Source organism: Secundilactobacillus paracollinoides (genome assembly GCF_001702155.1).
Taxonomy (GTDB): domain Bacteria; phylum Bacillota; class Bacilli; order Lactobacillales; family Lactobacillaceae; genus Secundilactobacillus; species Secundilactobacillus paracollinoides.
Map to the genome: position 1 here is coordinate 2,911,666 of NZ_CP014912.1, position 26,857 is coordinate 2,938,522.

33 protein-coding genes, 1 tRNA gene and 1 other annotated feature are annotated in these 26,857 nt (G+C 47.2%); of the genes, 3 read left to right on the forward strand and 31 right to left on the reverse strand.

The features are described 5' to 3' along the window. Position 1: 1 nt before the first annotated feature. A complete protein-coding gene (gene gmk / locus AYR61_RS12725; RefSeq protein ID WP_065903344.1) occupies positions 2-619 on the reverse strand; it encodes a guanylate kinase in 618 nt (205 codons plus the stop codon). A 183-nt stretch (positions 620-802) separates the two neighbouring features. On the opposite strand from gmk, the gene AYR61_RS12730 reads away from it, so the two are divergent. Continuing rightward, on the forward strand, positions 803-1,105 hold the full coding sequence (locus tag AYR61_RS12730) for a hypothetical protein (RefSeq protein WP_054707048.1): 303 nt from the start codon (positions 803-805) through the stop codon (positions 1,103-1,105). An 87-nt stretch (positions 1,106-1,192) separates the two neighbouring features. Here the strand turns inward: AYR61_RS12730 and recN are convergent, their stop codons facing one another. The 27 genes from recN to fabZ (AYR61_RS12865) all read right to left on the reverse strand — a co-directional run bounded on the left by recN (position 1,193) and on the right by fabZ (AYR61_RS12865) (position 22,372). Beyond that, a complete protein-coding gene (gene recN, locus AYR61_RS12735; RefSeq protein ID WP_065903345.1) occupies positions 1,193-2,896 on the reverse strand; it encodes a DNA repair protein RecN in 1,704 nt (567 codons plus the stop codon). A 91-nt stretch (positions 2,897-2,987) separates the two neighbouring features. After that, positions 2,988-3,440, reverse strand: coding sequence for an arginine repressor (locus AYR61_RS12740; protein ID WP_054707041.1), 453 nt, complete (start codon positions 3,438-3,440; stop codon positions 2,988-2,990). An 81-nt stretch (positions 3,441-3,521) separates the two neighbouring features. Next, the gene (locus AYR61_RS12745) at positions 3,522-4,337 is read right to left on the reverse strand and encodes a TlyA family RNA methyltransferase (protein WP_054707037.1); all 816 of its coding nucleotides are present in this window, start codon (positions 4,335-4,337) and stop codon (positions 3,522-3,524) included. 8 nt (positions 4,338-4,345) lie between these two features. Next, positions 4,346-5,248, reverse strand: coding sequence for a polyprenyl synthetase family protein (locus AYR61_RS12750; RefSeq protein WP_082409094.1), 903 nt, complete (start codon positions 5,246-5,248; stop codon positions 4,346-4,348). Further along, positions 5,235-5,492, reverse strand: coding sequence for an exodeoxyribonuclease VII small subunit (locus AYR61_RS12755; protein WP_054707035.1), 258 nt, complete (start codon positions 5,490-5,492; stop codon positions 5,235-5,237). The genes AYR61_RS12750 and AYR61_RS12755 overlap by 14 nt, the downstream gene beginning before the upstream one ends. Before the next feature lie 5 nt (positions 5,493-5,497). Further along, positions 5,498-6,844 (reverse strand): exodeoxyribonuclease VII large subunit, encoded by a 1,347-nt coding sequence (gene xseA, locus AYR61_RS12760; protein ID WP_056987651.1) that lies wholly within the window; start codon positions 6,842-6,844, stop codon positions 5,498-5,500. A gap of 1 nt (position 6,845) precedes the next feature. Beyond that, on the reverse strand, positions 6,846-7,697 hold the full coding sequence (locus AYR61_RS12765) for a bifunctional 5,10-methylenetetrahydrofolate dehydrogenase/5,10-methenyltetrahydrofolate cyclohydrolase (RefSeq protein WP_054707032.1): 852 nt from the start codon (positions 7,695-7,697) through the stop codon (positions 6,846-6,848). A gap of 310 nt (positions 7,698-8,007) precedes the next feature. Next, positions 8,008-8,427 (reverse strand): transcription antitermination factor NusB, encoded by a 420-nt coding sequence (gene nusB / locus AYR61_RS12770; protein WP_054707029.1) that lies wholly within the window; start codon positions 8,425-8,427, stop codon positions 8,008-8,010. Further along, positions 8,424-8,867 (reverse strand): Asp23/Gls24 family envelope stress response protein, encoded by a 444-nt coding sequence (locus AYR61_RS12775; protein ID WP_054707026.1) that lies wholly within the window; start codon positions 8,865-8,867, stop codon positions 8,424-8,426. Before AYR61_RS12775 ends, nusB begins: the two co-directional genes overlap by 4 nt. 41 nt (positions 8,868-8,908) lie before the next feature. Beyond that, entirely contained in the window at positions 8,909-9,469 is a 561-nt protein-coding gene (gene efp / locus AYR61_RS12780; RefSeq protein ID WP_054707023.1) for an elongation factor P, read from the reverse strand. Between the two features lie 85 nt (positions 9,470-9,554). Continuing rightward, positions 9,555-10,619, reverse strand: a complete 1,065-nt coding sequence (locus tag AYR61_RS12785; protein ID WP_065903351.1) for a M24 family metallopeptidase — start codon at positions 10,617-10,619, stop codon at positions 9,555-9,557. Positions 10,620-10,692: 73 nt separating this feature from the next. Next, positions 10,693-10,989: a 50S ribosomal protein L27 gene (gene rpmA / locus AYR61_RS12790; RefSeq protein ID WP_054707020.1), complete on the reverse strand. Its 297-nt coding sequence runs from the start codon at positions 10,987-10,989 to the stop codon at positions 10,693-10,695. 25 nt (positions 10,990-11,014) lie between these two features. Beyond that, entirely contained in the window at positions 11,015-11,344 is a 330-nt protein-coding gene (locus AYR61_RS12795; RefSeq protein WP_065903354.1) for a ribosomal-processing cysteine protease Prp, read from the reverse strand. Between the two features lie 15 nt (positions 11,345-11,359). Next, positions 11,360-11,668, reverse strand: coding sequence for a 50S ribosomal protein L21 (gene rplU, locus AYR61_RS12800; RefSeq protein WP_054707013.1), 309 nt, complete (start codon positions 11,666-11,668; stop codon positions 11,360-11,362). A 22-nt stretch (positions 11,669-11,690) separates the two neighbouring features. Next, positions 11,691-11,767: a sequence feature (ribosomal protein L21 leader region), on the reverse strand. Positions 11,768-11,896: 129 nt separating this feature from the next. Then, positions 11,897-12,655, reverse strand: coding sequence for a carboxyltransferase subunit alpha (accA, locus tag AYR61_RS12805; protein WP_056987649.1), 759 nt, complete (start codon positions 12,653-12,655; stop codon positions 11,897-11,899). Further along, positions 12,655-13,512 (reverse strand): acetyl-CoA carboxylase carboxyltransferase subunit beta, encoded by an 858-nt coding sequence (locus AYR61_RS12810; protein WP_056987648.1) that lies wholly within the window; start codon positions 13,510-13,512, stop codon positions 12,655-12,657. Before AYR61_RS12810 ends, accA begins: the two co-directional genes overlap by 1 nt. Next, entirely contained in the window at positions 13,513-14,889 is a 1,377-nt protein-coding gene (locus AYR61_RS12815) for an acetyl-CoA carboxylase biotin carboxylase subunit (RefSeq protein WP_065903356.1), read from the reverse strand. It lies immediately after the preceding gene. Positions 14,890-14,897: 8 nt separating this feature from the next. Further along, positions 14,898-15,350, reverse strand: coding sequence for a 3-hydroxyacyl-ACP dehydratase FabZ (gene fabZ / locus AYR61_RS12820; RefSeq protein ID WP_082615658.1), 453 nt, complete (start codon positions 15,348-15,350; stop codon positions 14,898-14,900). Between the two features lie 415 nt (positions 15,351-15,765). Beyond that, positions 15,766-16,245, reverse strand: coding sequence for an acetyl-CoA carboxylase biotin carboxyl carrier protein (gene accB / locus AYR61_RS12825; RefSeq protein ID WP_054707010.1), 480 nt, complete (start codon positions 16,243-16,245; stop codon positions 15,766-15,768). Position 16,246: 1 nt separating this feature from the next. Next, positions 16,247-17,476, reverse strand: a complete 1,230-nt coding sequence (gene fabF / locus AYR61_RS12830) for a beta-ketoacyl-ACP synthase II (protein ID WP_065903358.1) — start codon at positions 17,474-17,476, stop codon at positions 16,247-16,249. An 11-nt stretch (positions 17,477-17,487) separates the two neighbouring features. After that, the gene (locus tag AYR61_RS12835; RefSeq protein ID WP_065903360.1) at positions 17,488-18,222 is read right to left on the reverse strand and encodes a 3-oxoacyl-ACP reductase family protein; all 735 of its coding nucleotides are present in this window, start codon (positions 18,220-18,222) and stop codon (positions 17,488-17,490) included. A gap of 9 nt (positions 18,223-18,231) precedes the next feature. Beyond that, a complete protein-coding gene (locus AYR61_RS12840; protein ID WP_054707005.1) occupies positions 18,232-19,170 on the reverse strand; it encodes an ACP S-malonyltransferase in 939 nt (312 codons plus the stop codon). After that, positions 19,167-20,126, reverse strand: coding sequence for a nitronate monooxygenase (locus tag AYR61_RS12845; protein WP_065903362.1), 960 nt, complete (start codon positions 20,124-20,126; stop codon positions 19,167-19,169). The genes AYR61_RS12840 and AYR61_RS12845 overlap by 4 nt, the downstream gene beginning before the upstream one ends. 1 nt (position 20,127) lies before the next feature. Beyond that, positions 20,128-20,373, reverse strand: coding sequence for an acyl carrier protein (locus tag AYR61_RS12850; protein WP_065903377.1), 246 nt, complete (start codon positions 20,371-20,373; stop codon positions 20,128-20,130). A 36-nt stretch (positions 20,374-20,409) separates the two neighbouring features. Continuing rightward, entirely contained in the window at positions 20,410-21,390 is a 981-nt protein-coding gene (locus AYR61_RS12855) for a beta-ketoacyl-ACP synthase III (RefSeq protein WP_054706996.1), read from the reverse strand. 15 nt (positions 21,391-21,405) lie between these two features. Beyond that, positions 21,406-21,858 (reverse strand): MarR family winged helix-turn-helix transcriptional regulator, encoded by a 453-nt coding sequence (locus tag AYR61_RS12860; protein WP_054706993.1) that lies wholly within the window; start codon positions 21,856-21,858, stop codon positions 21,406-21,408. A 70-nt stretch (positions 21,859-21,928) separates the two neighbouring features. Then, positions 21,929-22,372, reverse strand: coding sequence for a 3-hydroxyacyl-ACP dehydratase FabZ (gene fabZ, locus AYR61_RS12865; protein ID WP_054706990.1), 444 nt, complete (start codon positions 22,370-22,372; stop codon positions 21,929-21,931). A gap of 819 nt (positions 22,373-23,191) precedes the next feature. Between fabZ (AYR61_RS12865) and AYR61_RS12870 the strand changes: the two genes are divergently transcribed. Beyond that, positions 23,192-23,512 carry a heavy metal-binding domain-containing protein gene (locus AYR61_RS12870; RefSeq protein ID WP_054706987.1) on the forward strand — a complete coding sequence of 107 codons (321 nt, stop codon included), beginning with the start codon at positions 23,192-23,194 and terminating at the stop codon, positions 23,510-23,512. A 367-nt stretch (positions 23,513-23,879) separates the two neighbouring features. On the opposite strand, the gene AYR61_RS12875 is transcribed toward AYR61_RS12870, so the two are convergent. After that, positions 23,880-24,872: a hypothetical protein gene (locus AYR61_RS12875; RefSeq protein WP_065903380.1), complete on the reverse strand. Its 993-nt coding sequence runs from the start codon at positions 24,870-24,872 to the stop codon at positions 23,880-23,882. Between the two features lie 905 nt (positions 24,873-25,777). After that, a complete protein-coding gene (locus AYR61_RS12880; protein WP_054706983.1) occupies positions 25,778-25,957 on the reverse strand; it encodes a hypothetical protein in 180 nt (59 codons plus the stop codon). 236 nt (positions 25,958-26,193) lie between these two features. On the opposite strand from AYR61_RS12880, the gene AYR61_RS12885 reads away from it, so the two are divergent. Then, positions 26,194-26,267, forward strand: a tRNA-Arg gene (locus AYR61_RS12885). A gap of 64 nt (positions 26,268-26,331) precedes the next feature. Here the strand turns inward: AYR61_RS12885 and AYR61_RS12890 are convergent. Continuing rightward, the gene (locus tag AYR61_RS12890; RefSeq protein ID WP_083215560.1) at positions 26,332-26,826 is read right to left on the reverse strand and encodes a hypothetical protein; all 495 of its coding nucleotides are present in this window, start codon (positions 26,824-26,826) and stop codon (positions 26,332-26,334) included. Positions 26,827-26,857 lie beyond the last annotated feature (31 nt).

Here is a 26,857-nt window from a genome sequence, read left to right on the forward strand (position 1 = left end):
ATTAATCTTCCTCTCCGATCATTTGTTCATAATCTGGCATTACTCGGGTCACCCGTAACCGTTCGGAACGGATGATCGTCCGAATGCTGGCAACGGCATTTTCTACTTCGTCGTTGACCACTGCATAGTCATAGTTGCGCATCATCTTAATTTCGCCCACTGCTTTTTTAATCCGGGCATTGATGACTTCAATGTCTTCCGTACCACGATTGATCAGCCGGTGCTTTAATTCCATAAGGTCAGGCGGGGTCAAAAAGACAAAAACAGCATCGGGGCAGTTGGCGCGAACCTGCATCGCCCCGTTCACTTCAATTTCCAAAAAAACGTCCTTGCCAGAATCCAAGGTCTCATTTACATAGTTTAACGGTGTGCCATAGTAGTTGTCAACGTATTTGGCGTATTCCAGCATCTCGCCATTTTGAATGTTATCTTCAAACTGCTCTTTCGAAACGAAAAAGTAGTCCACACCATTCTTTTCGCCGTCCCGTGGTTGCCGGGTGGTCATTGAAATAGAGTATTGAAAGTCGGTGTCGCCTTCGTCAAATAGTGCCTTACGTACGGTACCTTTACCGACACCAGAAGGGCCGGACAGGACAATCAGCATGCCTCGTTTTGTCATTGATCGAGATCCCCTTAATTTTTTGAGTGATAATAAAAATAATTATCGCACGTTCCAATACAACTTGGCAAGCGCTATTCGTTGGTTTTACATCACTTGTCAAAAAAATTTCAAAAACCTATTGTCAAAACAAACATTAGTTCGTATAATAGGCTATGCAAACAAATGTTCGAGGTGATATTCATGACAAACGAAACTTCTGCTTTAAAAAAACTATCGACGCAACTTAACGCTGGTTACCGCCAGTTGCTTGCCCTAGATCAACCAAGTGCTATGCCAACACAGCAGCGGCAATACTTTATTGATCAGGCCATTACTCGTCACTATCACGTTCAACTAACCCTTACCGGCGACCCTGAATCGACCATGACCGGCTACCTCAAACGTGGCCCAAAAAATACCGTCCTTGTCACAATTCCCCACGATACTATGACCAGTATCGCACATCTGAATCAAATCAGCTTTATCTCCCGTTTAGACTACTAACTCGGGTAATCGCTGGGTACGTCCAGCACATAAAAGTCAAAAACTGCAACCATCCATTCTAGGATAAGTTGCAGTTTTTTTATGCCATCATTTGGCAGTTTTCTTTTCATCTTTAGCCATGTTCAACAATTCTTGTGCATGGTCTAGCGTGAGTTCGGTCACGGTTGTGCCTGCCAACATGCGGGCGAGTTCCGTCACCCGTCCCTTAGTATTTAGGCGTTGGATATGTGTTTCCGTCCGTTTGCCGATCACTTCTTTGGCAATGAAGTAGTGGTGGTCACTCATGGCCGCAACTTGCGGTAAATGCGTAATGCACAGCACTTGAGAGTTCTGGGCGATACCGCTGATCTTTTCAGCAATGGCTTGTGCCACGCGACCGGAAACCCCTGTATCTACTTCGTCGAAAATAATCGACGTCACACCCTGTGATTGAGAAAAAATCGTTTTTAACGCCAGCATCAGACGTGATAATTCACCACCAGAGGCGATTTTAGCCAGCGGCCGGATCTCTTCGCCAGGGTTTGGCTGAATGTAGAATTCAACGTCATCCAACCCAGTCGCATAAAATTGATGCTCGCCAAGGGTTTTAAACCGGACCTGAAAGACCGTTTTGGCCATGTAGAGATCACCCAGTTCGCCCTTAACAGCCACTTCAAGTTTCTTTGCGATTTGGTGGCGCTGTTTGGACAGCTGCTTGCCAAGGGCAGTTAAATGCGTTTCCTGCTTTGTGAGCTGGGTATCCAGATCACCCTCATCTAATTCCGCAGCTTCCATATCCGTTAATTCGTGACTGATTTTATCATAGTAAGCTAAGATCTGAGCTTCTGAATCGCCGTACTTTCGTTTTAATTGGTGGATAACCTCCAGCCGCTGTTCGATCTCATCCAGCTTATTTTCGTCCCACTCCATCAGATCTGCCTGACGAGAGAGCTCACCGGAAGCATCCTGCAGGGCATAGTAAGCTGACGATAACGCGTCGTGCAATTTTTCATACTCCGGATCAAGTGCTGTAATCCTGGCAAGTGCGTTCATCGCCTGACCGCTCAGATCCAGCGCGCCAGGAGCGTCCTCCTCACCATTTAGGGCTAAGAACCCCTCCTGAAGGGCAGCGTTGATCTTTTGAAAATTGGTCAGTCGATCGCGTTGCTGCGTCAGTTGCGTTTCTTCATCTGGTTTGAGATCAGCATCCTTAATTTCTGCAACCTGAAAGCGCAACATGTCCAATCGTTGCGCCCACTCGTTTCGGTGCGTGTTGCGTTCGACCATGGCCTGATGCAAGTGTTGATACTGATCGTATGCCGAGTGATACTCCTGACGCAACTGCGCGACTGGTTTACCACCGAATTCATCAAGTAACCGTAAATGTTTATCCGGCTGCATGAGTTCTTGATGTTCGTTTTGCCCATGAATATCGACGATCGTCTCACCAAGTTGCTTTAAGGTCGATGTATTGACCAGCATCCCATTGACCCGACAAATATTACGGCCGCTGCGGTAGATCTCACGCTGCAAGATAATGGCACCGTCATCGTAATCGATGCCAAGATCATCCAGCATGTGGTACGTGGCACCATCCTTTGGAAAAATAAACGCCCCCTGGATAACCGCCTTATCCGCACCAGTTCGGACAAAATGCTGCGACCCGCGGCCGCCGGCTAACAGACCGACGGCATCAATAATAATTGATTTTCCGGCACCGGTTTCACCAGTCAGCACCGTCATGCCGTTTTCAAATTCCACGTCAAGACTGGCGATGATTGCAAAATTTTTAATTGAAAGTTCCTGTAACAACCGCTAACCTCCTTATTTGCCACGCGATTCACACCCAGGATAATAATGGAAAACGAGCTAGATTTTACCGTGACGTAAAATCCAACCCGTCTTATTTTAAGAGATCATCGACAACATCCTGAAGTGCCAGTGCACCCTCGTCACTTTTACAAATGGTCAGCACCGTCTCGTCATCACCAATTGTGCCAAACACAAAATCATACTTCATTTGGTCGATGAGAGATGCGATTGCCGGCCCATTTCCTGGTAACACCTTCAAAAAAGTATCTTTCCCCTGAACACTAAAGCTCACATAGGCATCTCGCAGGGTTCGTTTTAACTTCTTTTTGGTATCCAGTTTCTTTTGAATCGGCATGTTATACCGATAGCCACCGGAGATCGACGGCACTTTAACCAGTTGCATTTCCTTAATATCCCGTGAAATGGTCGCCTGGGTCACATGAATATTTTGTTCTTCTAGTAGTTTTACGAAATCTTCTTGGCGCTCAATATCCTGTGTGCTAAGTAATTGCCGGATTAAACGCTGCCGATCCTGCTTTTTCATGTGGCCATCTCCCTACGTTTTCAATCAATTTAGTTCCTATGATAACCCCTTTCACAAGATTTTAAAAGTCATTTGTGGGTTTTATGCATTGAGTATTCGATGCGCGTTTTCGACGGTTGCAGCCGGATCAACACTTTCGGCAACCGCTGTCGTCGTTTCAACTGAATGCAGGTGGACTAAGAACTCAATATTGCCTTCACCACCAGTGATCGGTGAAAAGTCCAGGTTCTCAACACTGTATCCGCTGTCCAGCGCGAGTTGAATGACCTTGTTAATAACCATTTCATGCACCTTGGAATCCTTAATAATGCCATGTTTCCCAACGTATTCGCGACCCGCCTCAAACTGCGGCTTGATCAGAGCAACCACGTCACCGTCAGGCAGTAAGATCTGCTTAAGCGGCGGCAGAATCAGCGATAGGGAAATAAACGAGACATCAATAGATGAAAACGACGGCCGACCGTGGGTAAAATCTTCGGGCTTACTGTACCGAAAATTCGTGTGCTCCATAACGACAACCCGATCATCCTGACGCAGTTTCCAAACGAGCTGATTGCTGCCGACGTCTAATGCATAGGACAATTGCGCGCCATTTTGCAACATCACATCCGTGAAGCCGCCGGTCGACGAGCCAATATCCAAAACGATTTTATCCTGCACGCTAATAGAAAACACCTGCAGCGCTTTCGCTAATTTCAGTCCACCGCGGCTCACATAAGGTAATGGCTTTCCCTTAATGTGCAGATCGGTGTCAACGGGAATCTTGACCCCCGGTTTGTCCAGTCGCTCCTCATTGTTACCAAGAACTTCGCCCGCCATAACGGCGCGTTTAGCCTTTTCGCGGGTCTCAAATAACCCCTGTGTGACGAGTAGTACATCGACACGTTGTTTTTCCATCGTGGCACCTATCCTTCAATCTGAAAATAACTTAGAAATGCAGTGAGTAATGTAACATCTAATTGTGAGTCTTGTGAAAGTGGTTCTAAAGCCGTTTTTGCGGCTGCAACAACTTCTGCCAGTCGGGTCTTGGTGCCTTCAACACCAAACAACCCTGGGTAGGTGTTCTTAGACTCCTGAGCATCCTTATGCACGCGTTTGCCAAGTTGTTCTGCAGTCGACGTCACGTCTAACAGGTCATCATAGATCTGGAAAGCCAACCCAAACTGATCCGCAAAGGTGAGCAAGGCCGCTGTTTCTTGTGGCGTTGTTTGCGCCATAATGCACCCAGCCTGAACAGCGTAGTGTAGCAGCGCGCCCGTTTTATGGCGGTGTAGATTCTCAAGTGCGGGCAAGGCAAGCTGATGATGTTCGTTTGAAATATCATCAGCTTGACCTGCCACCATACCGCTAGGGCCGGCATTAACAGCCAACGCGTTAACAAGCGCCAATTTTTGATCCGCTGGCAGGTCATTGTCAGCAACCCACTGGAACGCCAGCGTTAACAGCCCATCACCTGCCAACGTGGCCATTCCGGCACCAAATTTAACGTGATTTGTGGGCACACCGCGCCGGAGATCATCGTTGTCCATTGCTGGCAGATCATCATGAATCAATGAATAAGTATGCAGGAGCTCTAACGCACTTGCTGCACGAAGTTGCCCCGTTGCGATTTCTGACTGGCCCGCTGCCACTAAAACTGCCAGCGTCAGTAATGGTCGGAGTAGTTTGCCGCCGGCGTTCACTGAGTAAGCCATGGCATCAGAGAGAATTGACTGATCCACATCTTTTGGCAGATTTTCCGTCAAATACGTATTGATCAGTGGCCGAAAATTGGCTTCAAACGTTGCTAATTGTTTACTGATCGTCATTCGAGTCGGACGCCTCCGGTTTTTCAAAAGCGACCGTTTGATCGTCATCGGTCATCATTTCAGCAAGGGTCTTTTCTGCTTCGCTCAATCGTTGTTGCAGGTCGTGACTGAGTGCCACCCCTTGTTTAAACTGTGACAATGCCTGTTCTAACGGGACATTTCCCTTCTCTAATTCGGTTACGATCTGTTCGAGTTGGGTTAAATTTTCTTCAAATGTTGGTGTTTCGTTTGCGTCTTGACTCACAATTATCAGTCCTTATCTGTCGTTTTAATAGTCTTAATTTCTGCAGTCGCTTGACCATCTTTAAAATGCATGGTCACCGTTTCGTTTACAGCCAGGTCTGCTGTGCTGGCAAGCACCTTATCGTCACTTGTCACGTAGCTGTACCCACGCCCCATTACTTTAAGCGGACTTAGGAAGTCCAGGGACTGCGCGAGCTGCCCCAGATGCTGCTGATGATTCAACAGGGTCTGCTGGGCACCGCGATTCAGTCTAGCTTGAAGATCATGCGTTGTTTGGGTGAGTTGTGCAACCTGGGTAGCTGGTGTCGCGGCCATCAATCGATCATGGTCCGCTGTTAACTGCGTCTGCGTTAACGTGACGCGGTGCGTCATCGTTTGCTCTAGCTGGCGGCTTAACTGATCCACCTTTTGACTGTAACCTTCGTACAGCCGCTCAGGCTGCTCGAAAACATAGGTCTGTCTTAGCTTAGTGAGTCGTTCTTGCAGCAGGGATAACTCATGACGAAACGCATTAAGCAACCGCACCCGATCTCGGCCGATCTCCAGTAACACATCGCTGAGCACAGGGACTGCCAGTTCACCAGCGGCCGTTGGCGTTGCTGCCCGAACATCCGCTACCAGATCAGCGATCGTAGTGTCCGTTTCATGCCCCACGGATGAAATCACTGGAATCTGACTCGCAAAAATGGCTCGGGCAACCGTTTCTTCGTTGAACGGCCAGAGGTCTTCAATCGACCCACCGCCCCGACCAATGATAAGTGTATCAAAGCCGCCAATACTATTTGCCCGATTGATCTGACGCACAATGTCTGGCGCCGCTTCAGTTCCCTGAACAAGGGCTGGGAACAGCACGATCTGGGCAATTGGGTAACGACGCCGCGTTGTCGTGATAATATCTCGAATCACTGACCCACTAGGGCTCGTGACAACCGCAATCCGTTTTGGAAAACGTGGCAACGGCTTTTTCGATGCATTAAACAGGCCCTCTTCGGCCAATTTTTTCTTCAACTGTTCATAGGCTTGATAAAACTGACCAACGCCATCTGGTTCCATGTGATCCACATAGATTTGATAACTGCCGCTTGGTTCGTACAGCGAAATGCGCCCCGTCACCAAGACCTTCATGCCTTCTTCAGGCATGAATTTAATTTTACTAAAAGCCGATTTGAACATGATCGCACTGATTTTTGCATGGTCATCTTTCAAGCTAAAGTACTGGTGCGCATTACGCCGTAACCGGAAGTTTGAGATCTCCCCAGTCAAATAGATTTTGCCAAGGTACGGATCATTATCAAATTTCCGCTTAATATAGGCTGTTAACGCGGTCACCGTTAAGTATTCACTTGGTTCCAAATTAGTCACTCCATTTTGCTAATTCAACAGTTTGTTGTAGTAAGGTTGCAATGGTCATCGGACCAACACCGCCTGGTACGGGGGTGATCAGACCGGCAACATCCTTCACCCCATCGAAGTCGACATCCCCCGTTAATTTACCATTCTCATCACGGTCCATGCCGACATCGATCACTGTCGCCCCAGGCTTAACATCGCCGCGTTTAATTAAGTGGGCAATTCCTGTGGCAACCACTAAAATATCAGCCGTCTTCGTATATTGAGACAGATCACCAGAATGATGGTGGACGATCGTCACAGTTGCGTTGGCATTCAACAAAAGAGCTGCCATTGGCCGCCCAACAATATTTGACCGGCCAACGATAACGGCATGTGCGCCTTCTAATGGGACGTTATATGCCCGTAACATGCTCATAATGCCCTTTGGCGTACAAGAAACGGGGAAGTTCAGTTGGGCATTTGTCAAGAGTTTACCAACGTTGATTGGGTGAAAGCCATCCACGTCCTTAACCGGCGAGATGGCCCGCGTAATCGCTGGTTCATCAATCTGCGCCGGTAACGGCGATTGCACCATGAGCGCGTGAACCGTTGGATCTTGATTATATTCGGCAATGACCGCCAGCAGCTCATCCTGAGTTGTTTCAGCCGGTAATTGACGGACCACTGAATTAATACCAAGCTGAACCGCTTTGCGATGCTTATTTCTCACATAAATTTTGCTAGCATTGTCCTCACCAACAATAACTACGACAAGCGTCGGGACAATGCCTCTTTTTTTTAAGGTTTCTACTTCTATTTTTGTTTGCGCGTTAATGTCACTCGCAACGCGCTTCCCATCGATAATGTCTCCCAATTCAATCACCCTCGCTTTAAGATTATGTACGTGCTTTTCGAGATACTGATACTTGATATTTTAGCATATTCTCGCGTTGAGTTCAGCTCTCGGAGGAATGTGGGCGGTGTGAGGTGTTTGTGTCTGGATTGGAGGCGTTGAAGCTAGCAGGCTCGGTTGCCAGAGATTTTAAAACTGCATGACGTTCTATGCTGCCGTGCCGAAACGCGTTTCACAGGGCGGAGGGCTCCTGCCTAAACCAACCGCCCTGTTCCACGCTCTAAAAAAGACCTCCCTGCACTCAGCAAAAAGGTCTTGTTTATGATGCCATCTAGTTTGTTTCGACTTCGTGCGCTAACACACCGTTGATAAAGCGTCGTGAACGATCATCACTGAACTGTTTTGCCAGTTCCAGTGCTTCGTTAACCGCAACGCGGTTCGGGATGTCTTGCTCGTTATCTAATTCAAAGAAAGCAATTCTAAGAATAATTAAATCCGTTTTCGCGATTCGTGAGATGGTCCAACCCTGCATCAGGTACTGCTTGATTTTTTCATCCAACGCTGCCTGATTTTCCAGAACGCCACTCACCAGTTCGTCCAAATAGGGCGGCACGTTCAACTCAAGCTTACCATCATCAGTCAGCAATTGTTGATACAGCACTTCCTTATCAGCCTCTGGGTTCGCGTTCAAGGCAAACAACGTCTGAAAGGCGCGAATGCGAATATCGTGTCTCGTTAGTTCTTGCGTCACTTAATGTCACCATCTTCACTTTCATCATCGTCATCAAACAGGTTGTTTGGGTCGACCGCCTGAGTTGTTTTCTCAGGAATAACGCCCTCAACATGCACGTTGACTTCACTCAAGTGCAGATCCGTCATAAAGAGCAGCTGTTGTTTGACCTGTTCTTGAATGGCCAGGGCCACTTTTGGCACCGACACACCATAGTCCAAGTAAACGTAAACGTCCACGCGCAGGTCATCGTCAGTTAACGACAGCTTGACGCCCTTGCCCCGCTCCTTACGACCGAACAGTTCATTGACACTATTAGCTAATGAGCCACGCATCCGTGCCACGCCGTCAACATCATTGGCAGCGATGCCAGCAATGATCTCCAACACCTGGGGGGCAACTTGAATATTGCCGAGGGCTGGTTCTTCTGCTGTTAAAGTAATGTTTGTATCTTCAGCCAATTAATGAACCTCCGTTTCAAATAAACGTGATCAAACGTTAATTAAGCACGTGAAATGTAAGTACCGTCTTGGGTGTTAATGGTCAGCTTGTCGCCTTCGTTAACAAAGAATGGCACTTGAACGATTAACCCAGTATCCATGGTAGCTGGCTTTGAACCGCCAGAAGCAGTGTTCCCCTTGATACCAGGTTCAGTTGCTGTAACTGTTAAAACAACGGTGTTTGGCACTTCAATACCAAGTGTTTCTGAACCATATTGAATCAAGGTAACTTCCATGTTTTCTTGCAAGTATACTAATTGATCTTTGATTTGTTCGTCAGGCACTGAAATTTGTTCGTAGTTATCAGTATCCATGAAGACACGTGAGTCACCATCAGCGTAAAGGTATTGCATTTTACGTTGGTTGATTGGTGCTTGTTCCATCTTTGCACCGGCACGGAATGTTTTTTCCTGAACGGCACCAGTCCGCAAGTTCTTTAACTTTGAACGGACGAAGGCGCCACCCTTACCAGGCTTAACGTGCTGAAATTCAACGATCCGCCAAATTGCATTGTCAACTTCGATTGTTAACCCATTTTTAAAATCTGCTGTAGAAATAGCCATACGAGAGTCCTCCTAATTTTTCCTTTACCATCATAGCAATTAAGCCCCCCTAAATGCAAGCTAGACCGCTAATTTATTCCATTATTTATACGATTATTAAATCTCTTGGTGCTGGTGTTAACCGCGATCCAGAATCAGGCTGAACTAAAACATCATCCTCAATTCGAACACCACCGAGATCGGTGAGATAGATACCTGGCTCAACGGTGATCACATTATTGGTATGCATCGTATCCGTTGAACGGGCCGACAGTGCTGGTCCTTCATGAATATCCAACCCAATGCCGTGGCCAGTACCATGGTTAAAAGCTGGCCCGTAACCGGCCTGGGTAATCAACTCACGACCTACTTGGTCAAGCACCCGTCCGGAAACACCATCATGAACGGCGTCAATGATGCGCTGCTGTGCGGTTTGAACAACGGTGTAGATTTCCTTCAACTTTGCACCCGGATCACCAACAGCCACGGTTCGGGTAATATCAGACGTGTACCCGTCAAAATAATACCCACAGTCAATGGTGACAAGTTCGCCATTCTGAAGGGTCTTATCGCTTGCAGCACCGTGCGGCAGCGCCGACCGATACCCACTAGCGACAATCGTCGCAAAACTTTCTCCAGTAGCACCCAGTTGGCGCATCGTCGCGTCAAGTTGATTCGCAACCTCACGCTCAGTCTGCCCAGCATGCAGCGTATCAATCGTTTTCATCAACCCATCGGAGGTTAACTCGGCTGCTATTCTCAAGGCGCTAAGTTCATCAGCATCCTTGACCCAGCGCAATTGATCGATAATCCCCGTCAGCGGAACAATATCAGAAGACATCTGGTCATCGATCTGATCATAGTCAAAGTATGGCAGATCATCCTCAAATCCAAGCACGGTCACGCCCTGCTCAGCAACGACTTTGGCTGCAACTTCAAGGTAGTTGCGCGTAATCATCAACTCATAGTCGGGATGCTGGCGACGCAGCTCAAGGTCATAACGGGCATCTGTTATTAAGAACGCGCGAGTGGCAGTCACTACAGCAACGCCATCACCTTGAAGGCCATCAAAATTCATCAAGTACTTCAAATTAAACGCATTCGTAACGAGGAACCCATCGATCCGCAAGTCGTCAAACTTAGCTTGAAGCTGTTTTATTCTTGCTTGCATAGCCGTACCCTCCTGACTAACCCTAATTCATGACAAACAAAAAGACCCCGCGGGGCCTTTTTAAATGTTGTGCTTAACGTGCAGCAACATCTGATGCAGGGTAAACGGAAACTTGGCGCTTATCGCGACCCTTACGTTCGAAGCGAACGACACCGTCAACCTTTGCAAATAATGTATCGTCGTTACCACGAAGAACGTTGGCACCTGGATAGATGTGAGTTCCACGTTGACGATAAAGAATTGAACCACTGGTTACAGTAGAACCGTCAGCAGCCTTCGTACCGAGACGACGCCCAGCAGAATCACGACCGTTGGCAGTAGAACCGCCCCCTTTATGGTGAGAGAAGAATTGTAAATTCATTTCTAACATTACGTTTCACCTCCATTAGGAAAGTTTATGAGATTCGGACATACTCCGAATATTGTTTTTCGACATCTAAAAGTCCGTTTAAGAAACTTTGTAACAGTGCCTGACTAATTCGGTCTTGCATGTAGTCGTCAACGGGTGGCATTCGAAGGCTCAAAAAGCCGCCTTCGTCATTTTTTGAAACCACCACAGGGGTGATCTCAGCTACCGTTGACAGCCCATTCACAGCACTGATACTCAGTGCTGAAACCGCGGCACACACGATATCGCTGCCATAAGGCGCGCTATCCGCGTGACCGGTAAGGTTAAACCCGATGATCCGGTGGCTGTTGTCGTAGTCAAATGTCGCTTGAATCAAGATCAATCACCTACATTAAGCGTTGATAGCGTCAATAACAACCTTGGTATATGGTTGACGATGACCCACTTTAGTGTGTTGACCCTTCTTAGGCTTGTACTTGAAGGTAACAACCTTCTTTTCACGGCCTTGCTTTTCAACAGTCCCAGAAACTGAAGCACCATCAACTAATGGAGCACCAACCTTGGTCGTGTCGCCGCCAACGAAAACAACTTGGTCAAAAGTGACCTTGTCGCCTGCCTTGGCATCAAGCTTTTCGACGTAAACAGCTTCGCCTTGTTGAACACGGTATTGCTTACCGCCCGTTACAATAATTGCGTACATGTATGTGCACCTCCTTCATATAGTAATAACTTAGACTCGCCGAGAACAAGTGGTGATTGAACACACTTAGGAACTTGGCCCGTGCGGTTGCAGTGTGGAAGTCCACAAATACAACAAATTGCATTTTACATGAAAAACAGGGCGTCGTCAACCCCCTACCAGACGGTAGTTTCACAAATCCAATTTTATCTCTATTTATTATTAGTATAATTGCAGTAAAATTACAACCTAAAATTTACGGAATCCTGCTTGTCGTTTCGTTAACAGCGTACTCGTGGTCTGATCGGCCAATCTAGTTAGCTCATCCGCCATTGTTTGCTGAAACGTGTCATCTAAAACAACGTCGTCTGGAAACACCTGGTCAATGACCTGCTGTTCCTTGAGCTGTTCAGGCGTCAACCGCATCAACTCAGCGGCTTCGTCCGCCCTGTGCGCATCCTTCCACATAATGGAAGCAAACCCCTCAGGCGACAGAATTGAATACATACTGTTCTCCAGCATCCAAATCGTATCGGAACAAGCAAGTGCGAGCGCACCGCCGGACCCCGCTTCCCCAACAATGATCGTGAGGATCGGCGTCTTAAGCGTGAGCATTTCTCGAATATTTTTAGCAATCATCTGACCCTGTCCCGCAGCTTCTGCATCCGCACCCGGATAGGCGCCCGGGGTATTGATCAGAGTGACGATCGGTACCTGCAACCGTTCAGCCATGCGCATCACACGCAACGCTTTTCGATAGCCGGCCGGTTCCGGACTGCCAAAGTGGGTCGCCAGTCGCTCCTCAAGGGTCATCCCCTTTTCAGTAGCGATAACGGCGACTGGGTGTTCCTTTAACGTTGCTAACCCGGCAATGATTGCTGGGTCATCACCGCTGATCTGGTCACCGTGACACGCAAAGAAATCAGTAAAAAGGGCATCCACGATAGCCTGCATGTTTGTTTTTTGATCGCTGCGGGCACCCGCAACAATGTCTGAAGCCTGTGTCATTACGCGTCACCCCACTTTGGTGCTTCTAAGATCCGCAGCAGTTGACTTAACCGGCCAGCAAGTTGATCTCGCGGCACGATCTCATCAATAAACCCACGTTTGTAACTATTCTCAGCACTCTGAAAATCATCCGGCAACTGTTTGTTGATGGTCTGTTCAATGACCCGCTTACCAGTAAAGCCCAGCAGTGCATGCGGTTCAGCCAACGTAATATCGGCTTGAGTGGCAAAACTTGCCGTTACGCCACCGGTCGTGGGATCCATAATCACCGAAATATAGGCTAAGCCAGCATCGCTGTGTTCGTTGACCGCCACGGAAATCTTAGCCATTTGCATGAGTGAATAAATCCCCTCCTGCATTCGGGCACCCCCAGAAGCTGTCAGCAAGACCACGGGCAGTCCCTGTTCAGTCGCCCGTTCAAACAACCGGGTCAACCGTTCACCATTGGCGGTTCCAAGACTGCCCATAATGAATAAGGGGTCCATGATGCCTAGGGCAACCGGCTGGTCATCGATTTTTGCCAGTCCAGTTAAAACCCCGTCTTTCAAATGGGTCGCAGACTGTGCTTTTTTTAACTTTTTCTCGTAATCAGGAAAATCGATTGGATCTTTTGAAACGATATCCGCATCCCATTCTTCGAAGTGCTTGGTAATCATTTTCAAGCGTCGTTTGGCCGATACCCGAAACCCATACCCACATTCAGGGCACACCCGATACTGGCCGGAACGCTTAAAATAAAAGCTGGCATGGCAGCGTGGACATTGAATCCAGATGCCGTTTGGCACCTGGGCTTCATAGTGCTTCAGGATAGAAACGGATCGCGACGAAAACCGTTTGACGTGTTCGCCAAAATTCATTTACGACACCTCCTGAACGTGTTGTTGCTGAAATTCAAGCAGGAACGTCGTCATAATGTAATTCGTCGTTGCTTCGCCGCGCATCACGACAGGATCATCGAGAAGCGCTGATAAGAACGCCTGGTTAGAAGCGATACCGTCCATTTCAAACTCGGCCAGGGCTTCACGTAATTTGGCAAACGCCTCGTCCCGCGTGTCGGCATAGGCAATCAATTTAACGACCATTGAATCATAGAACGGCGTGATCTGATCACCGCTGGCAATTCCACTATCCACTCGGATACCAGGACCACCAGGCAGACGTAACTGTCTGACTGGCCCAGCCTGCGGCATAAAGTCGAGGGCTGGGTCTTCAGCGTTGACTCGTGCTTCAATCGCAGCACCATGAATCGTGACGTCAGCCTGAGTAAACGGCAACGCTTCCCCCGCAGCAACCCGAATTTGGTTCTTAACCAGATCAATGCCGGTAACCGCTTCAGTGATTGGATGTTCCACTTGGATCCGTGTGTTCATTTCCATAAAGTAAAAGTCATGGTCGTGATTCATTAAGAATTCAATGGTCCCAGTATTGCGATAACCAATGGCTTCTGCCGCACGAATCGCAATCGTTTGAACGTGTTCACGTTCTTCAGGCGTCATGATGGCGCACGGGCTTTCTTCCATGACCTTTTGCTGGTTACGTTGCAGCGAGCAGTCCCGCTCAGGAAATGCCACCACGTGCCCAAAATCATCGGCAAAGACCTGAACTTCAATGTGTTTTGCCGGTGAGACGATCTTTTCAAGATACATCCGTGAATCTCCAAACGACAGCTGTGCTTCCTTCGTGGCTTCAGCGTAAGCCGGTCTCAATTGATCCGGTGTGAGCACCTTACGGATGCCCTTACCACCACCACCAGAGGCCGTCTTTAACATCACTGGATACCCCACTTTTTCAGCGGTTGCCAGAGCATCATCAGCATCTTTCAAAAAACCGGTACTGCCAGGAATAACTGGCACATCGTTAGCCTGCATTTGAATGCGAGCATTCGCCTTATTACCCATCAGTTGAATCGTTTCAGGCTTAGGCCCAATAAAGGCAATCTGACAAGTCTCACACAGTTCGGCAAACTCTTCGTTTTCAGATAAGAACCCGTATCCGGGATGGATGGCCTCAGCGCCGGTCAAAATTGCGGCGCTGACAATATTTTGCATATTTAAATAAGAGTCTGCTGGTTGTGGGCCACCCACACAAACAGCTTCATCGGCTAGCTTAACGTGTTGCGCTTCAGCATCAGCAGTGGAATAAACCGCCACGGATTGAATACCAAGTTCCCGTAAGGCGCGAATGATCCGAACTGCAACTTCCCCGCGATTGGCAATCAATACTTTCCTAAACATGCACTCACCTACCCAATCATAAAGGTCAGGTCACCCGAGCAGACTTTTTTATCATCCACGTAGGCGGTCCCGTGACCCAAACCAGCATTACCGCGAATTTTATCTAACGTTACTTCCAACCGCAATGTGTCGCCAGGCTTAACCATTTGACGGAATTTTACCTTGTTGACGCCGCCAAAGTAGGCCGTTTTGCCTTTAAAGTCATCCAGTGTCAAGAGGGCAATAGCACCAGCTTGCGCCATGGCTTCAACGATCAAAACGCCAGGCATAACGGGATTGCCAGGAAAATGACCTTGGAAGAAGGCTTCATTAACGGAAACGTTCTTCTTAGCAATGACCTTTTCACCAGGCACATAGTCTAGAACACGGTCTACCAACAGCATTGGATAACGGTGCGGCAAGATTTTTTGAATTTCAACAACATCTAATTCATGGGTACTTGTTTCAGTTTCTTCGGACAATTTGGTCACCTCATTTTAATAGAGTGTGGAGCAAGCCGTTTAGGGGGCGGCGTGTAGGTAACTCTGGCAGAAATGCCTGATCTTGGCATTTATGTCAGAGTTGCTTACACATTAGCCCCCTGGCTTGCAGAACACGTTTCGACAAGAGTGTGGAGCAAGGCGCTTAAAGGGCGGAGCGTAAGCTGACTCTGGCGCAAATGCCCGAACTTGGCATTTGTGTCGGAAGTCCCTTACGCAGGAGCCCTTTGCCTTGCGGAACACGTTTCGGCTACATCACCTATAACCACAAACTTTACAAGGAAGAGGTCAGAACAAGTCATCCTCATCCTAACCTCGTTCCTAAACAACATAGCGATTACTGAACACGTTCAGCAACCTAAATCAATTTTATTTCTACTATATTAATAACCCGCAACTAAGGGGTCACTTTAAACAGTGGCTGATCGTACTCAACCACTTCTTCATTTTCAACCAGAACCTGTGACAACGTCCCAGATACTTGGCTCTTAATTTCAGTCATCATCTTCATGGCTTCAACAACGCAAACAACGTCGCCTTTTTCGATGTGGTCACCAACCTGCTTGTACGCTGGTTTGTCAGGTGCTGGTTGGAGATAAATGACCCCAACTAACGGTGCTTTGATGGTTTCATCGTTATCCGCAACGACTGGTTCAGCCGGTGCATCTGATGCAGCTTGTTCAGACGGTTGAGCAACTGGTGCCGTTTGGGCAACTGGTGCTGCCGTTTGGACAGGTACTGCCGCCGACTGGTCGACACGATGGGACTGTTTATTCTTGTTTAAGTATAAGTGCAGATCTTGATAGTCTAATTCGACTTCACGAATCTCGCTATCGTTGATCTGATTGATAATCGTTTGAATTTCTTCAATCGTCATCTTAAGCCCACCTTCTGAAAGCTAACACGGCGTTGTGGCCGCCAAACCCAAAGGAGTTACTAATCGCATATTCGGCAGCCGTGTTTTGGTTATCCTTGGTGACAAGGTTAACCTGGCATTCAGGGTCTTGTTCCGTGATCCCGACGTTTAATGGTAACTTGCCGCTTTGAAGCGCTGCTGTTGTCGCAACGGCTTCAATGGCGCCAGCGGCACCTAACAAGTGTCCCGTCATACTCTTGGTACTTGAAACGAGCACGTCGCTGTCTTCGCCAAACAACTTGTTAATGGCTAATGATTCAGCGCTATCGTTCCCCTTGGTGGCAGTCCCATGGGCGTTAATGTAATCAACGTCTGCGGGCGTGATATCAGCTTCTTCGATAGCAAGCTTCATGGCACGTGATGCCTGCGTTCCCGCTGGATCTGGTGACGTAATGTGATAAGCGTCAGAAGTTGAGCCGTACCCAACGATCTCACCCAAGATTTCTGCACCTCGTGCCTGTGCGTGTTCCAGTGATTCGAGAATCAACGTTCCGGCACCTTCACCCATGACAAAGCCGTCACGAGCAGCGTCAAATGGCCGGGATGCCTTTTCGGGATCCGTAGCCTTGGACAACGTTGACAATGCTGCGAACCCAGCGATGCCAATCTCGTTAATTGAGGCTTCTGCCCCACCGGTGATCATGACATCAGCGCGACCGTCCTTAATTTGACGGAAAGCTTCACCAATGGCATTCGTACCTGAGGCACAAGCTGTCACGATGGTCGTACAAATGTTTTGTGCATTGTAGTGAATGGCAATGTTACCAGAAGCCATGTTTGAGATGGCCGTTGGCACAAACATTGGTGAGACCCGGTCAGGTCCCTTGTCATGCATTTTAATGACCTGTTCTTGAATGGTCGTCAAACCACCGATTCCTGAACCGTAAATAACACCAAGACGTTCAGAATCCGTGTTATCGTCATTAATACCGGCTTGTTCCATGGCTTCACCAGTAGCGTACATCGCGTACTGACTGAACCCATCCATCCGCCGCAAGTCACGCTTTTTCAACCGCTGCAACGGGTCAAAATCAGTGAGTTCCCCCGCAAGTGTCACGCCAGTTTCCGTAGCGTCAAAGTGCGTGATGGGGTTAAACCCAACCTTCCCTGCAGTCAGACTGGCGACAAAGGTTTCAACGTCGTTTCCGACTGGGGTAACAGCTCCCATTCCTGTAATCACAACTCTTGGCATAATCAATCTCCTTACTGCATCGTTAGGCCGCCATCAACAGTGATGGTCTGACCCGTAATGTACTCGTTTTGTGCAAGGAAAATTGCAGTTTGTGCAACTTCCTCCACGTTTCCAAATCGTTTTAACGGAATCTGTTCAAGAATGCCGTCCTTGACTTTATCGGCTAAAGCTGCCGTCATGGCAGTGTCGATCATCCCTGGCGCAATGGCGTTGCATCGAAGACCGCGCATTGCAGCTTCTTTGGCAACCGATTTTGTTAATCCAATGATGCCGGCTTTGCTCGCCGCGTAGTTCGCCTGACCAATATTTCCAGTCAGCCCGATGACACTGGCAAGGTTAATGAAAACGCCTGCCCGTGCTTTATACATGGGCCGCAAACAAGCCTTGATCACGTTGAAGGTCCCCGTTAAATTCGTGGTGACCACTTCTTGGAAATCAGCCATGGACATCCGATTCAACAATTTATCATTAACGATTCCGGCGTTGTTGACCACAACGTCAAGGTGGTCACTGACCGCGTAGATCTGTTTGATCAGGGCAGCGACACCCGTTTCATCCGTAATATCGGCGCTGAAGTCCCAACAGGTCACACCCTGAGCTTCAATGGTCTTTTTAACATCATCTGAAACGGCGTGACGGCCATTTAAAACGATATTTGCCCCCTGGTCCGCAAAGGCTTGCGCAATTGCCAGCCCGATGCCCTGGGTACTTCCTGTTACAAGGACAGTTTTACCTTCTAAATTCATGTTGAACTCCTATTTCTGGGCCGCTACTGCTGCCAACGTGTCAGTGAGCGTTTCGGCACTATCAATATGATAGTAGTTAAGGCCCTTAACCGTCTTCCGAGCGAAACTCATCAGGGTCTTACCTGGCCCGACCTCGATCACCGTGTCCACGTCTGGTGCCACCTGTGTCAACGCGTCTGAAAAATGCGTGGTAGACACCAACTGATCAGTAAGTGTCGTGACAATGTCAGCCGGCGTAAACGGCTGCAGTTGCGTGGTACTCATGATTGGGAAGTGCCCCTGCTGCCAGTTGACTTGCGTGAGCGCTTCATGCAGCGGCTGTTGCGCCGATTGCATGAGTGGCGTATGAAACGCCCCGCTCACATTTAACGTCACTTGACGACCCGCATCGTGGTCAGTGAGATACGCACTTGCAGCATCAACAGCACTGACATCGCCACCGATCACCACCTGCTTAGGCGTGTTCACGTTAGCGATTGCAACCCGGCCAGTCGTCTGACCAGCCTTAACAGCTTCTTGCAGTACCTCAATCGGCGTATTCATTACGGCTACCATTTTGCTAGGATCATCATCGCTAGCTCGCTGCATTAACTGCCCGCGAAGTGCGATCAGTTTAAGCGCCTCGTCAAATGTGAGAAAGCCACTGGCGGCAAGTGCGCTGTATTCGCCTAAACTCAGTCCAAGCCCGACTTTCACTTGATCGTCGAGTTGCGGTTTGATGGTTTGATACACCGCCATACTCATGGCAACGATTGCGGGCTGCGTATACTGCGTTTCATTAAGCTGATCCGCTTTAGTATCATCAAAGTACAGGGCAGGCAAATCAATCCCTAACACCTGACTAGCGTGGTCAATGGTGTCGCGATAAGGTGCCTGGGTTTCATAAAGATCTTGACCCATACCCGTTTTCTGTGATCCCTGGCCACTAAACAAAAGTGCAATTGTCATCTGATTTTTTCACCATCCATAAGGGCGATTGCTTGGGCGTACACGTCAGCCAAAATGTCGGCTGCCGGTTCAGCTTCCTTCACAAGACCGGCAACTTGTCCGGCCATGAACGCACCGTTTTCAGCATCGCCAGTCAGCACTGCCGTCCGCAAGCTGCCGTTACCCAATTCTTCGACATCAGTAAAATCTGGCTCCGGCTTAGACGCCTCGGCCTTTTCAATTCTCATGAAGCGCTTTGCCATTTTATTTTTTAAGACACGGGCTGGATGACCTGCAAATTCACCGGTCACAACCGTGTCGATATCCTTAGCCTTTAACACGGCACGCTTATAGTCAGGGTGCACCTTTGATTCTTGAGCCACCAAAAAGTGCGTGCCCATCTGCACACCAACAGCGCCCAACATAAAGGCAGCTGCCATGCCGCGGCCGTCAGCAATACCGCCCGCAGCGATCACGGGAATATCAACGGCGTCAACCATCTGTGGCACGAGGGCCATGGTTGTCAGCTTACCGATGTGGCCACCTGACTCCATACCTTCTGCAACCACGGCATCAGCACCGACCCGCTGCATGCGCTTAGCAAGCGCTACCGAACCGACAACGGGCACTACTTTGATATCAGCAGCCTTAAAGTCTTCCAGATAGCGGCTTGGGTCACCGGCACCGGTTGTAACAACCGTGATGCTGTCTTTTTCAGACAAAATGACATCCACCACGTCCTGAACGTGAGGCGATAGCAGCATCACGTTAACACCGAATGGTCGGTCAGTTAACGATTTCGCCATTTCGATCTCATCGTGCACGATCTGACCAGATGCGTGACCGGCACCAATAATGCCTAAGCCGCCAGCGTTTGAAACCGCAGCGACTAACCGGCCATCAGCGACCCAGGCCATCCCACCCTGAAAGATCGGATATTTCAGGTCTAATGAGGCCATAAAAGGGTCTAATTGCATGTTATTTTGCTTTCTTCAATTGCTTTTCAACGAAACCAACTAAATCAGAAACGGTGTCGATACCTTCTTCAGTTTCGATCTTGATATCAAATTCGTCTTCAATTTCGTTGATCACTTCAAAAATATCCAAGCTATCAGCATCCAAGTCTTCCTTGATGTTGGTCGTCATAGTGACCTTTTCTGCATCTTCACCAGTTTGGTCCACGATAATTGCTTGTACTTTTGAAAAGATTTCGTCGTTAGTCATAATATAAAATTCTCCTATAATATCTGTTTTAGTTTTTTAGTAAATAATCAGTTGGGTGCCGATGGTCAAGCCACCGCCAAACCCGCTCAACGCAATCAGCTGACCACGTTGGATGGTCCTCGCTCGAACAGCTTCGTCCAATAGAATTGGCACACTTGCTGCCGAGGTATTACCGTAATTGGCAACGTTAGAAAGAAACGGTGTTTCTGGTAAATCAAGTTGTTTTGCAATTTGGTTAATGATGCGTTGATTGGCTTGATGCAACAAAAAATAATCAACGTCCTTAACCGTTTTGTCGGCTTTGACCAGTGCGCGGTTGATCGACTTAGGCACGTCGCGGGTCGCAAATTTGTAGACTGCGCGGCCGTCCATTTCAAAATACTGCTGGTGTGCGTCGGTATCATCCGTCGCAAACGGTGACGTCAACGGCTGGTAGCCAGCTGTTAACCGATCTCCCAATTCACCTAAGGTCTGCAGATCAGACGCTAAAAACTGCGACTGATCTGTATCACTGACACGTTCAAGCAACACCCCACCGGCGCCGTCACCAAACAAAACAGCCGTTGACCGTTCATGCCAGTCGACCAGTTTTGAAAGCGTCTCACCACCGATAAGCATCCCGCGCTTTTGACCACCCTTTAATAGGTCGCCCGCAACTTTAAGCCCGTAAATAAAGCCTGAACAAGCAGCGTTTAAATCAAACGCAAAGGCGTTCGTTGCGTGAATATGGTGCTGCACAATGGCCGCCGTTGCCGGGGTCATGTAATCTGGTGACATGGTCGCGACCACGATAAAGTCTAAGGAATCTGCTGACCAGCCAGCGTCTTCAAGTAACCGATCAGCCACGATTCCGCACAATGCCGACGTTGTCTGTGTTGTGGTGACGTGTCGCTGTCGAATGCCAGTCCGGCTGCTGATCCACTCATCAGAAGTATCCATGTACTGAGTCAACTCATCGTTTGTCACGATCTTGTCTGGAACTTCATGCGCAGTTTGCACAATTTTAATGCCTGCCATGAGTAAACTCCTTACTTAATTGAGGGTCTCTGGAAATTCCAAAAACGCCTGTAAATTCAATAGTGCTTTTTCGATAAGCTGCACCTGTTCATCATCCATATCCTGCGTAAAGGATTGGATCATGTGCCGGTGAAACGACTCGTGCGCCCGAAAAATGAGTCGGCCGCGCCGTGTCAATCCCAACCGGACAAACCGGCGATCATCATCACTACGCAAGCGGACCACATAGCCTTTACGGACCAAATGGTTGATCATCGTTGTGAGGGTTCCAGGGGTAATTTTTAACTCCCGAGCCACTTGCGAGGTCGTTTTATGCTCATACATAGTAATGGCGTCGATGGCGTGCACTTCCTTAATCGAAATGTCTTTAAAGCGGCTTTTCTTAAGTTCACGTTCCTCGACGCGCAGAATATCATTATACACTGTTGTTAAAAGATCATTGATGCGTTTAGTTGTCGCCGCGTCCATCACACCCACCACCTGCTTTGAAAGTCAAATTATTTCATCATCAAAATAATAGCAGTGACGACTGCCAGAATCACTCCTGAGTGTCATCTGGGGCAACAATAAACATGAGTTCAGCACGAACACAGACATCGTCCGCAACAACTGCTTCGCAAGAAACAATGCCCATGTTATCGCGCTGTTTTTTCATGGTAACTTTTAAAGCAAGCTGATTTCCTGCCTTAACGTCCTTCAAAAACTCCGCTTTTGGAATGCCGCCTAAGTAAGCGGTTTTGTGTTGAAACGCCGGTGACTTCAGAATTAAAATCGATGCAGCCTGAGCCAATGATTCAACGATCAGTGCTGAAGGCATAATAAATTCGCCAGGGCGATACCCATTCACAAAACTTTCATCTGCGGTGACATTTTTGATGGCCGTAATTGACTCGCCAGGGGTCAATTCGGTCACGCCATCCATGTAAAAAATCGGGAATCGATTCGGAATCAACGTTTGAATTTCCTGAGAAGTTAATTGCATGTACTGTTTAACACATCCTTGTCAAAGTATTTCAAACATCAAAGTATTTGATGGCAGTATGTTATGATAAATGCCCCTAATTTGTCAAGTTTTATTGTGAATATGCATGCATAACTGCGTTTTAAACCCCCCTATTCTTGGGGCTGGTCACACTTTATTAAAATTTATTCTTTGACCTTCAAACTATCCGTGTAAAGCCCGTTACAGACGCTATGAGCTAGTCTTGAAGACAAGCTGTTCTGAGGTAATTATTGCGCAATCTAAGGTTGAAATGTCGTTTTTGCACAGCTGTATTTTTAATCAATTGACTGCACAAGTTTCTTGACGAATTCAAGTAATAGAGAGAGTGGAAGGAAGCGGTTAAGGGGCAGAATGTAAGGGAGTCTGGCAGAAATGCCTGACCTTGGCATTTGTGCCAGACTCCCTTACATGGCCGCCCCTTGCTTCCTGGAACTCGTTTCGACTATGTAGACTAAACGATGGTATATCCCTAACTAATTCCAAAAAATAGCCAATGCCAACACTCTCTAAGATCAGAGTCCAACCCCCCCCTCATTTGTTAAAAGTTCGTTTCACCAGAGCTATCATTGCTGAGAGAAAACATAACAGCAAAAGGCCCATCAATCATCCTCCGACTAAACCTTGAAACTTAATGCAGCTAATCCACTATTACCCCCTGCCCGTCACATCCCTCTATCCTTCCCATCCTTACCAATCACCTGCGTCTTAACATCTAAGACACCCCAAAAGAAACGTTTTCTTTCCTATATGAAGCCCCCATGGTACACTAAACCTAATTTAACTAAGGAGGCCACAATTATGGCTGAAATTTTAGTAACCACTACCGAAAACATTCCAGGAAAAAAGTATGACGTCATTGGTGAAGTCTTTGGCTTAACGACTCAGTCCAAAAACATCGTACGTAACATTGGTGCCGGGTTGAAAAACTTGGTCGGCGGAGAGATCAAAGACTACACGCAAATGATGATTGAAGCCCGTGATGTTGCCATCGAACGGCTACGGTCTAATGCTGTTGATTTGGGTGCCGATGCGGTTGTGATGATGCGGTTTGATTCTGGTTCAATCAGCGACGATATGCAGTCAGTTGCTGCGTACGGAACAGCAGTCAAGTTTAAATAAGCACACTTTTCTGTCACTGTTTCATTTATGGTGAAAATGAGAATCCATTATCAAAAAAAACGATTGTGACCTAAACGTTAATCCGCCAACAATTACCGTGATTTTTGTTGGTATCCTTGACGTGGCTCGCCGCCAAATAATTGAGAGATAACAAGTTCTTTCAGAAAGTCTATTGAAAACGCTATCATCTGTGCTATAATAACTTCTGTACTGCGATTATCCTTTGAATGTTTTACCTAGAAACCGGCTAGTGAGTGGCCGGTTTTTTTGTGTCTTTAAAAATGTCCAACTGACAGAAAAACTGGCTATTGCAGCTTTCCTATCCGGAATGCTGCAATAGCCAATTTTATTAAACACAAGTTCAGCGCTAAAAGAATCGATTTCTTCTAAGTGCATTTTTCAGGATACCCAATAAATAAAGGATTGCAAACACCCACGGTACCCAGTTAATGATATTCAGTAAACTGCTAGTTGTCATGTTGGACCCAATGAGTGCTGTTGTCAGCTGATAACCGCCATCAACGGGATGACCATATAAGTAGCCCACGATAACCGTTGTTAAAATGCCAATGACCACCGCTGCAAGTTTATAAAGTCGGCCGCCATGCTGATGGTGAAATAATAGTTTGACAATGCCGCCACCTATCGCAAAAACGCCCCAACCGATCAATAGATAGGAAACAATCAGACAATAGCCCTTAAATGAAACCGTACTACTGTTGATCATGCTTGTGATTTGAGTGCTGAGTGATTCACTCGCAATACTCCCACCGACCCATTTCAGAACTTCACCAACGAGTAAGAAAATAATGCCGCGTTTCAATTCAGGATTGCCAAGACGCTGCAAGACCTGTCTGAAACCCTGTCGGCGATTATTAGCGGTCGCAGCTGGTGGTTCAGATTCAGCAGTCTGTTGAAATTGAGGCGCTACTTGAGGTGCCGCTGACTGCGGTTGCCTCGCACTTGCAGGCTCACCATAAACAGGCTCTGGTTCGGATCGTGGTTCGGAGGACTGGTGAAGCCACCCAAAGAGTCGCCGCTCCCATGGCCAAGTCGACTTATTTAACAGTAACGGATATAAATAACTTGCAATGATCCAAACCGCAAAGAACCACCACCGATACTGTGAAAAAATAATGGCCAATAGAAAAATCAGCCCAAGGGTCAACGAGTTGGCTAATAGAAAACGGATCACAGTTCCCAAATGAGCACGCGATGGTGTTAACTGTTGCCACGGTGTCGGCTTCGTACGCCGTTTCATGCTGGCAGCAGAGGCCGACCGTGAATTGGGGTTCTTAGTATCTTCTGGACGCTCATCCGATTGGGATGTCGTCGAGTTATGAGCTTGCATTTGACTCACCGGTAATCCACATCGCGGACAATACTGGGCGTTATTGGGTACTAGACTACCGCAATCTGGACAATAAAGATCATTCATAAGCATATTGCCACCTTTTAGGCTATGGCTAGTGTAAGCCACAGTCGTAAGAAGTGTGGCGTCCTTTCCCTCTTTTCTAAATGAAGTCAGCTAGTCGACTTTGTTGGTCGGCTAACATGCTTATCGTCAATATAGCGCAACTGGGATGTCGATAACACCCTTCAGATAAAAGATTCAAGGAATATTAAACTTTGGTTCTGAATCGAATGGCACGGCTAAAAATGCAGTGAGAATTGCCATCAACCTAATTAGAAATAAAGACTGCCATATTAGTTTTTGTATATAACATATTACGCTCACTTAGCGTAATGCAGTTCTTTTTTCGACAAAAAATGTGCCCCGTAAGACACACTTACGAGACACATTTTTTTAGGTTCATGATGGTTAACCATCAGTCACGATTTAGGGCTGTTTTCCGGCTTAACTAAGATGCGTTTTGCTTAATATCGAACTTGCTCCCTCACGCTTGTTAGACGCAAAATGCTTAGGACCGGCAACTTTACGGGTGTAACTTTGATAATATTCGTATGCGCCCGCAATGATAAATAGAAAAACGATAAATGAGACAAAAACCATAGCGAACCCCCTAAGAGAAAATAAAGATTTCAATTGTGTTACAATTCTATTATTAAATTATCTCAGCTAAATTGCAAGTAACTAAACTCCTTTTTTAACAAATCGTAACCTTTTTAGTTGTATGAATCGGGATTTTTCTCTAAATTTTTTGGGGTGTACAGCGAACTAGTTGGTCTTGATTGTGTTTTCCTTGTAGTATCACAATTACCTTTGTGCCGGTACTTAGACCGTCTTATCTCAATGGCTTTAACCTATTCTGAAAAATAGGCTACCGTTGCCAAATATTTAAAACGGGCTTCATCGTAATTCTCAACACGATAATGATCAAACAACCGATCACCAATATAGACCCTAATTTCCAGGTCAACGAGGTCGATTCGAATTTCTCCAGCGGGCGTTGTAATCTTATGGTAATGATTTGGCAGTAACATAGCGAGTTCCTCCTTTAACTTTGGGACTATGAGTAACTACGCCATGACCATCAGATTGAACCCAAAACTGTTGAATATTTTTTATCGCAATCAATATTTATTGATGCTTGGGTCGCCAATCACCTTACCTTTAATGCGAGCAGGTTATGTACCACTGCTTTTCACTAAAACTCATTGAAATCACGTTGACTTAACTCTGGGTATCTCTTATAATTATACATGTTCGTTAATACACTGTCGCAATAGCTCAGCTGGATAGAGCAACGGTCTTCTAAACCGTAGGTCGAGGGTTCGAATCTCTCTTGCGACATGATTAAAAAGCGTGGCTTGCAAACTAAATTGCAAGCCACGCTTTTTTCATTTCATCTAATCCGTTATTTTTCCGCTAAAAAAGCCTTTTCCAGCTCATCCTCAGTAAATTCAAGATCCACTAATCCTAACTTCAAAAATAAGTGCCAGGCATGTTCAAAAGCTGGTTGTTCGTGCTTAAGAAAAGCATCGAATACTAGCTGCTTCATCGCAAGGTACTGCTGACTGAGTGACTTTGCTTTTTTAGTAGCTTTCAAAGCCGCTAATTTATCATCTGACTGAACGATCAGTTGAGACCAGGTCTGTTTTGCCGCAACCTGGAAAAAGCCATCCATCGCTTTTAAATACGTCGCAAGCAAGTCATCGTGATTTGCTGGGATTGGCTTGTCAGTGAGTTCGAACCACCCCATGGTGTTGGCCAGATCAGCCAAAGCAACATCCAAGCGGACATAGTTGCCCCGCATCGTTTCCTCCGAGGAGAGTGCAATATCGTTTTCGTATAATAGTTGGTTCCGTCGTTGAATCGCCGTTTGTAACATGTTAGCAAGATTTAATGCCACAGTTTCCACTTCTTTCTCGTTTACATAAACT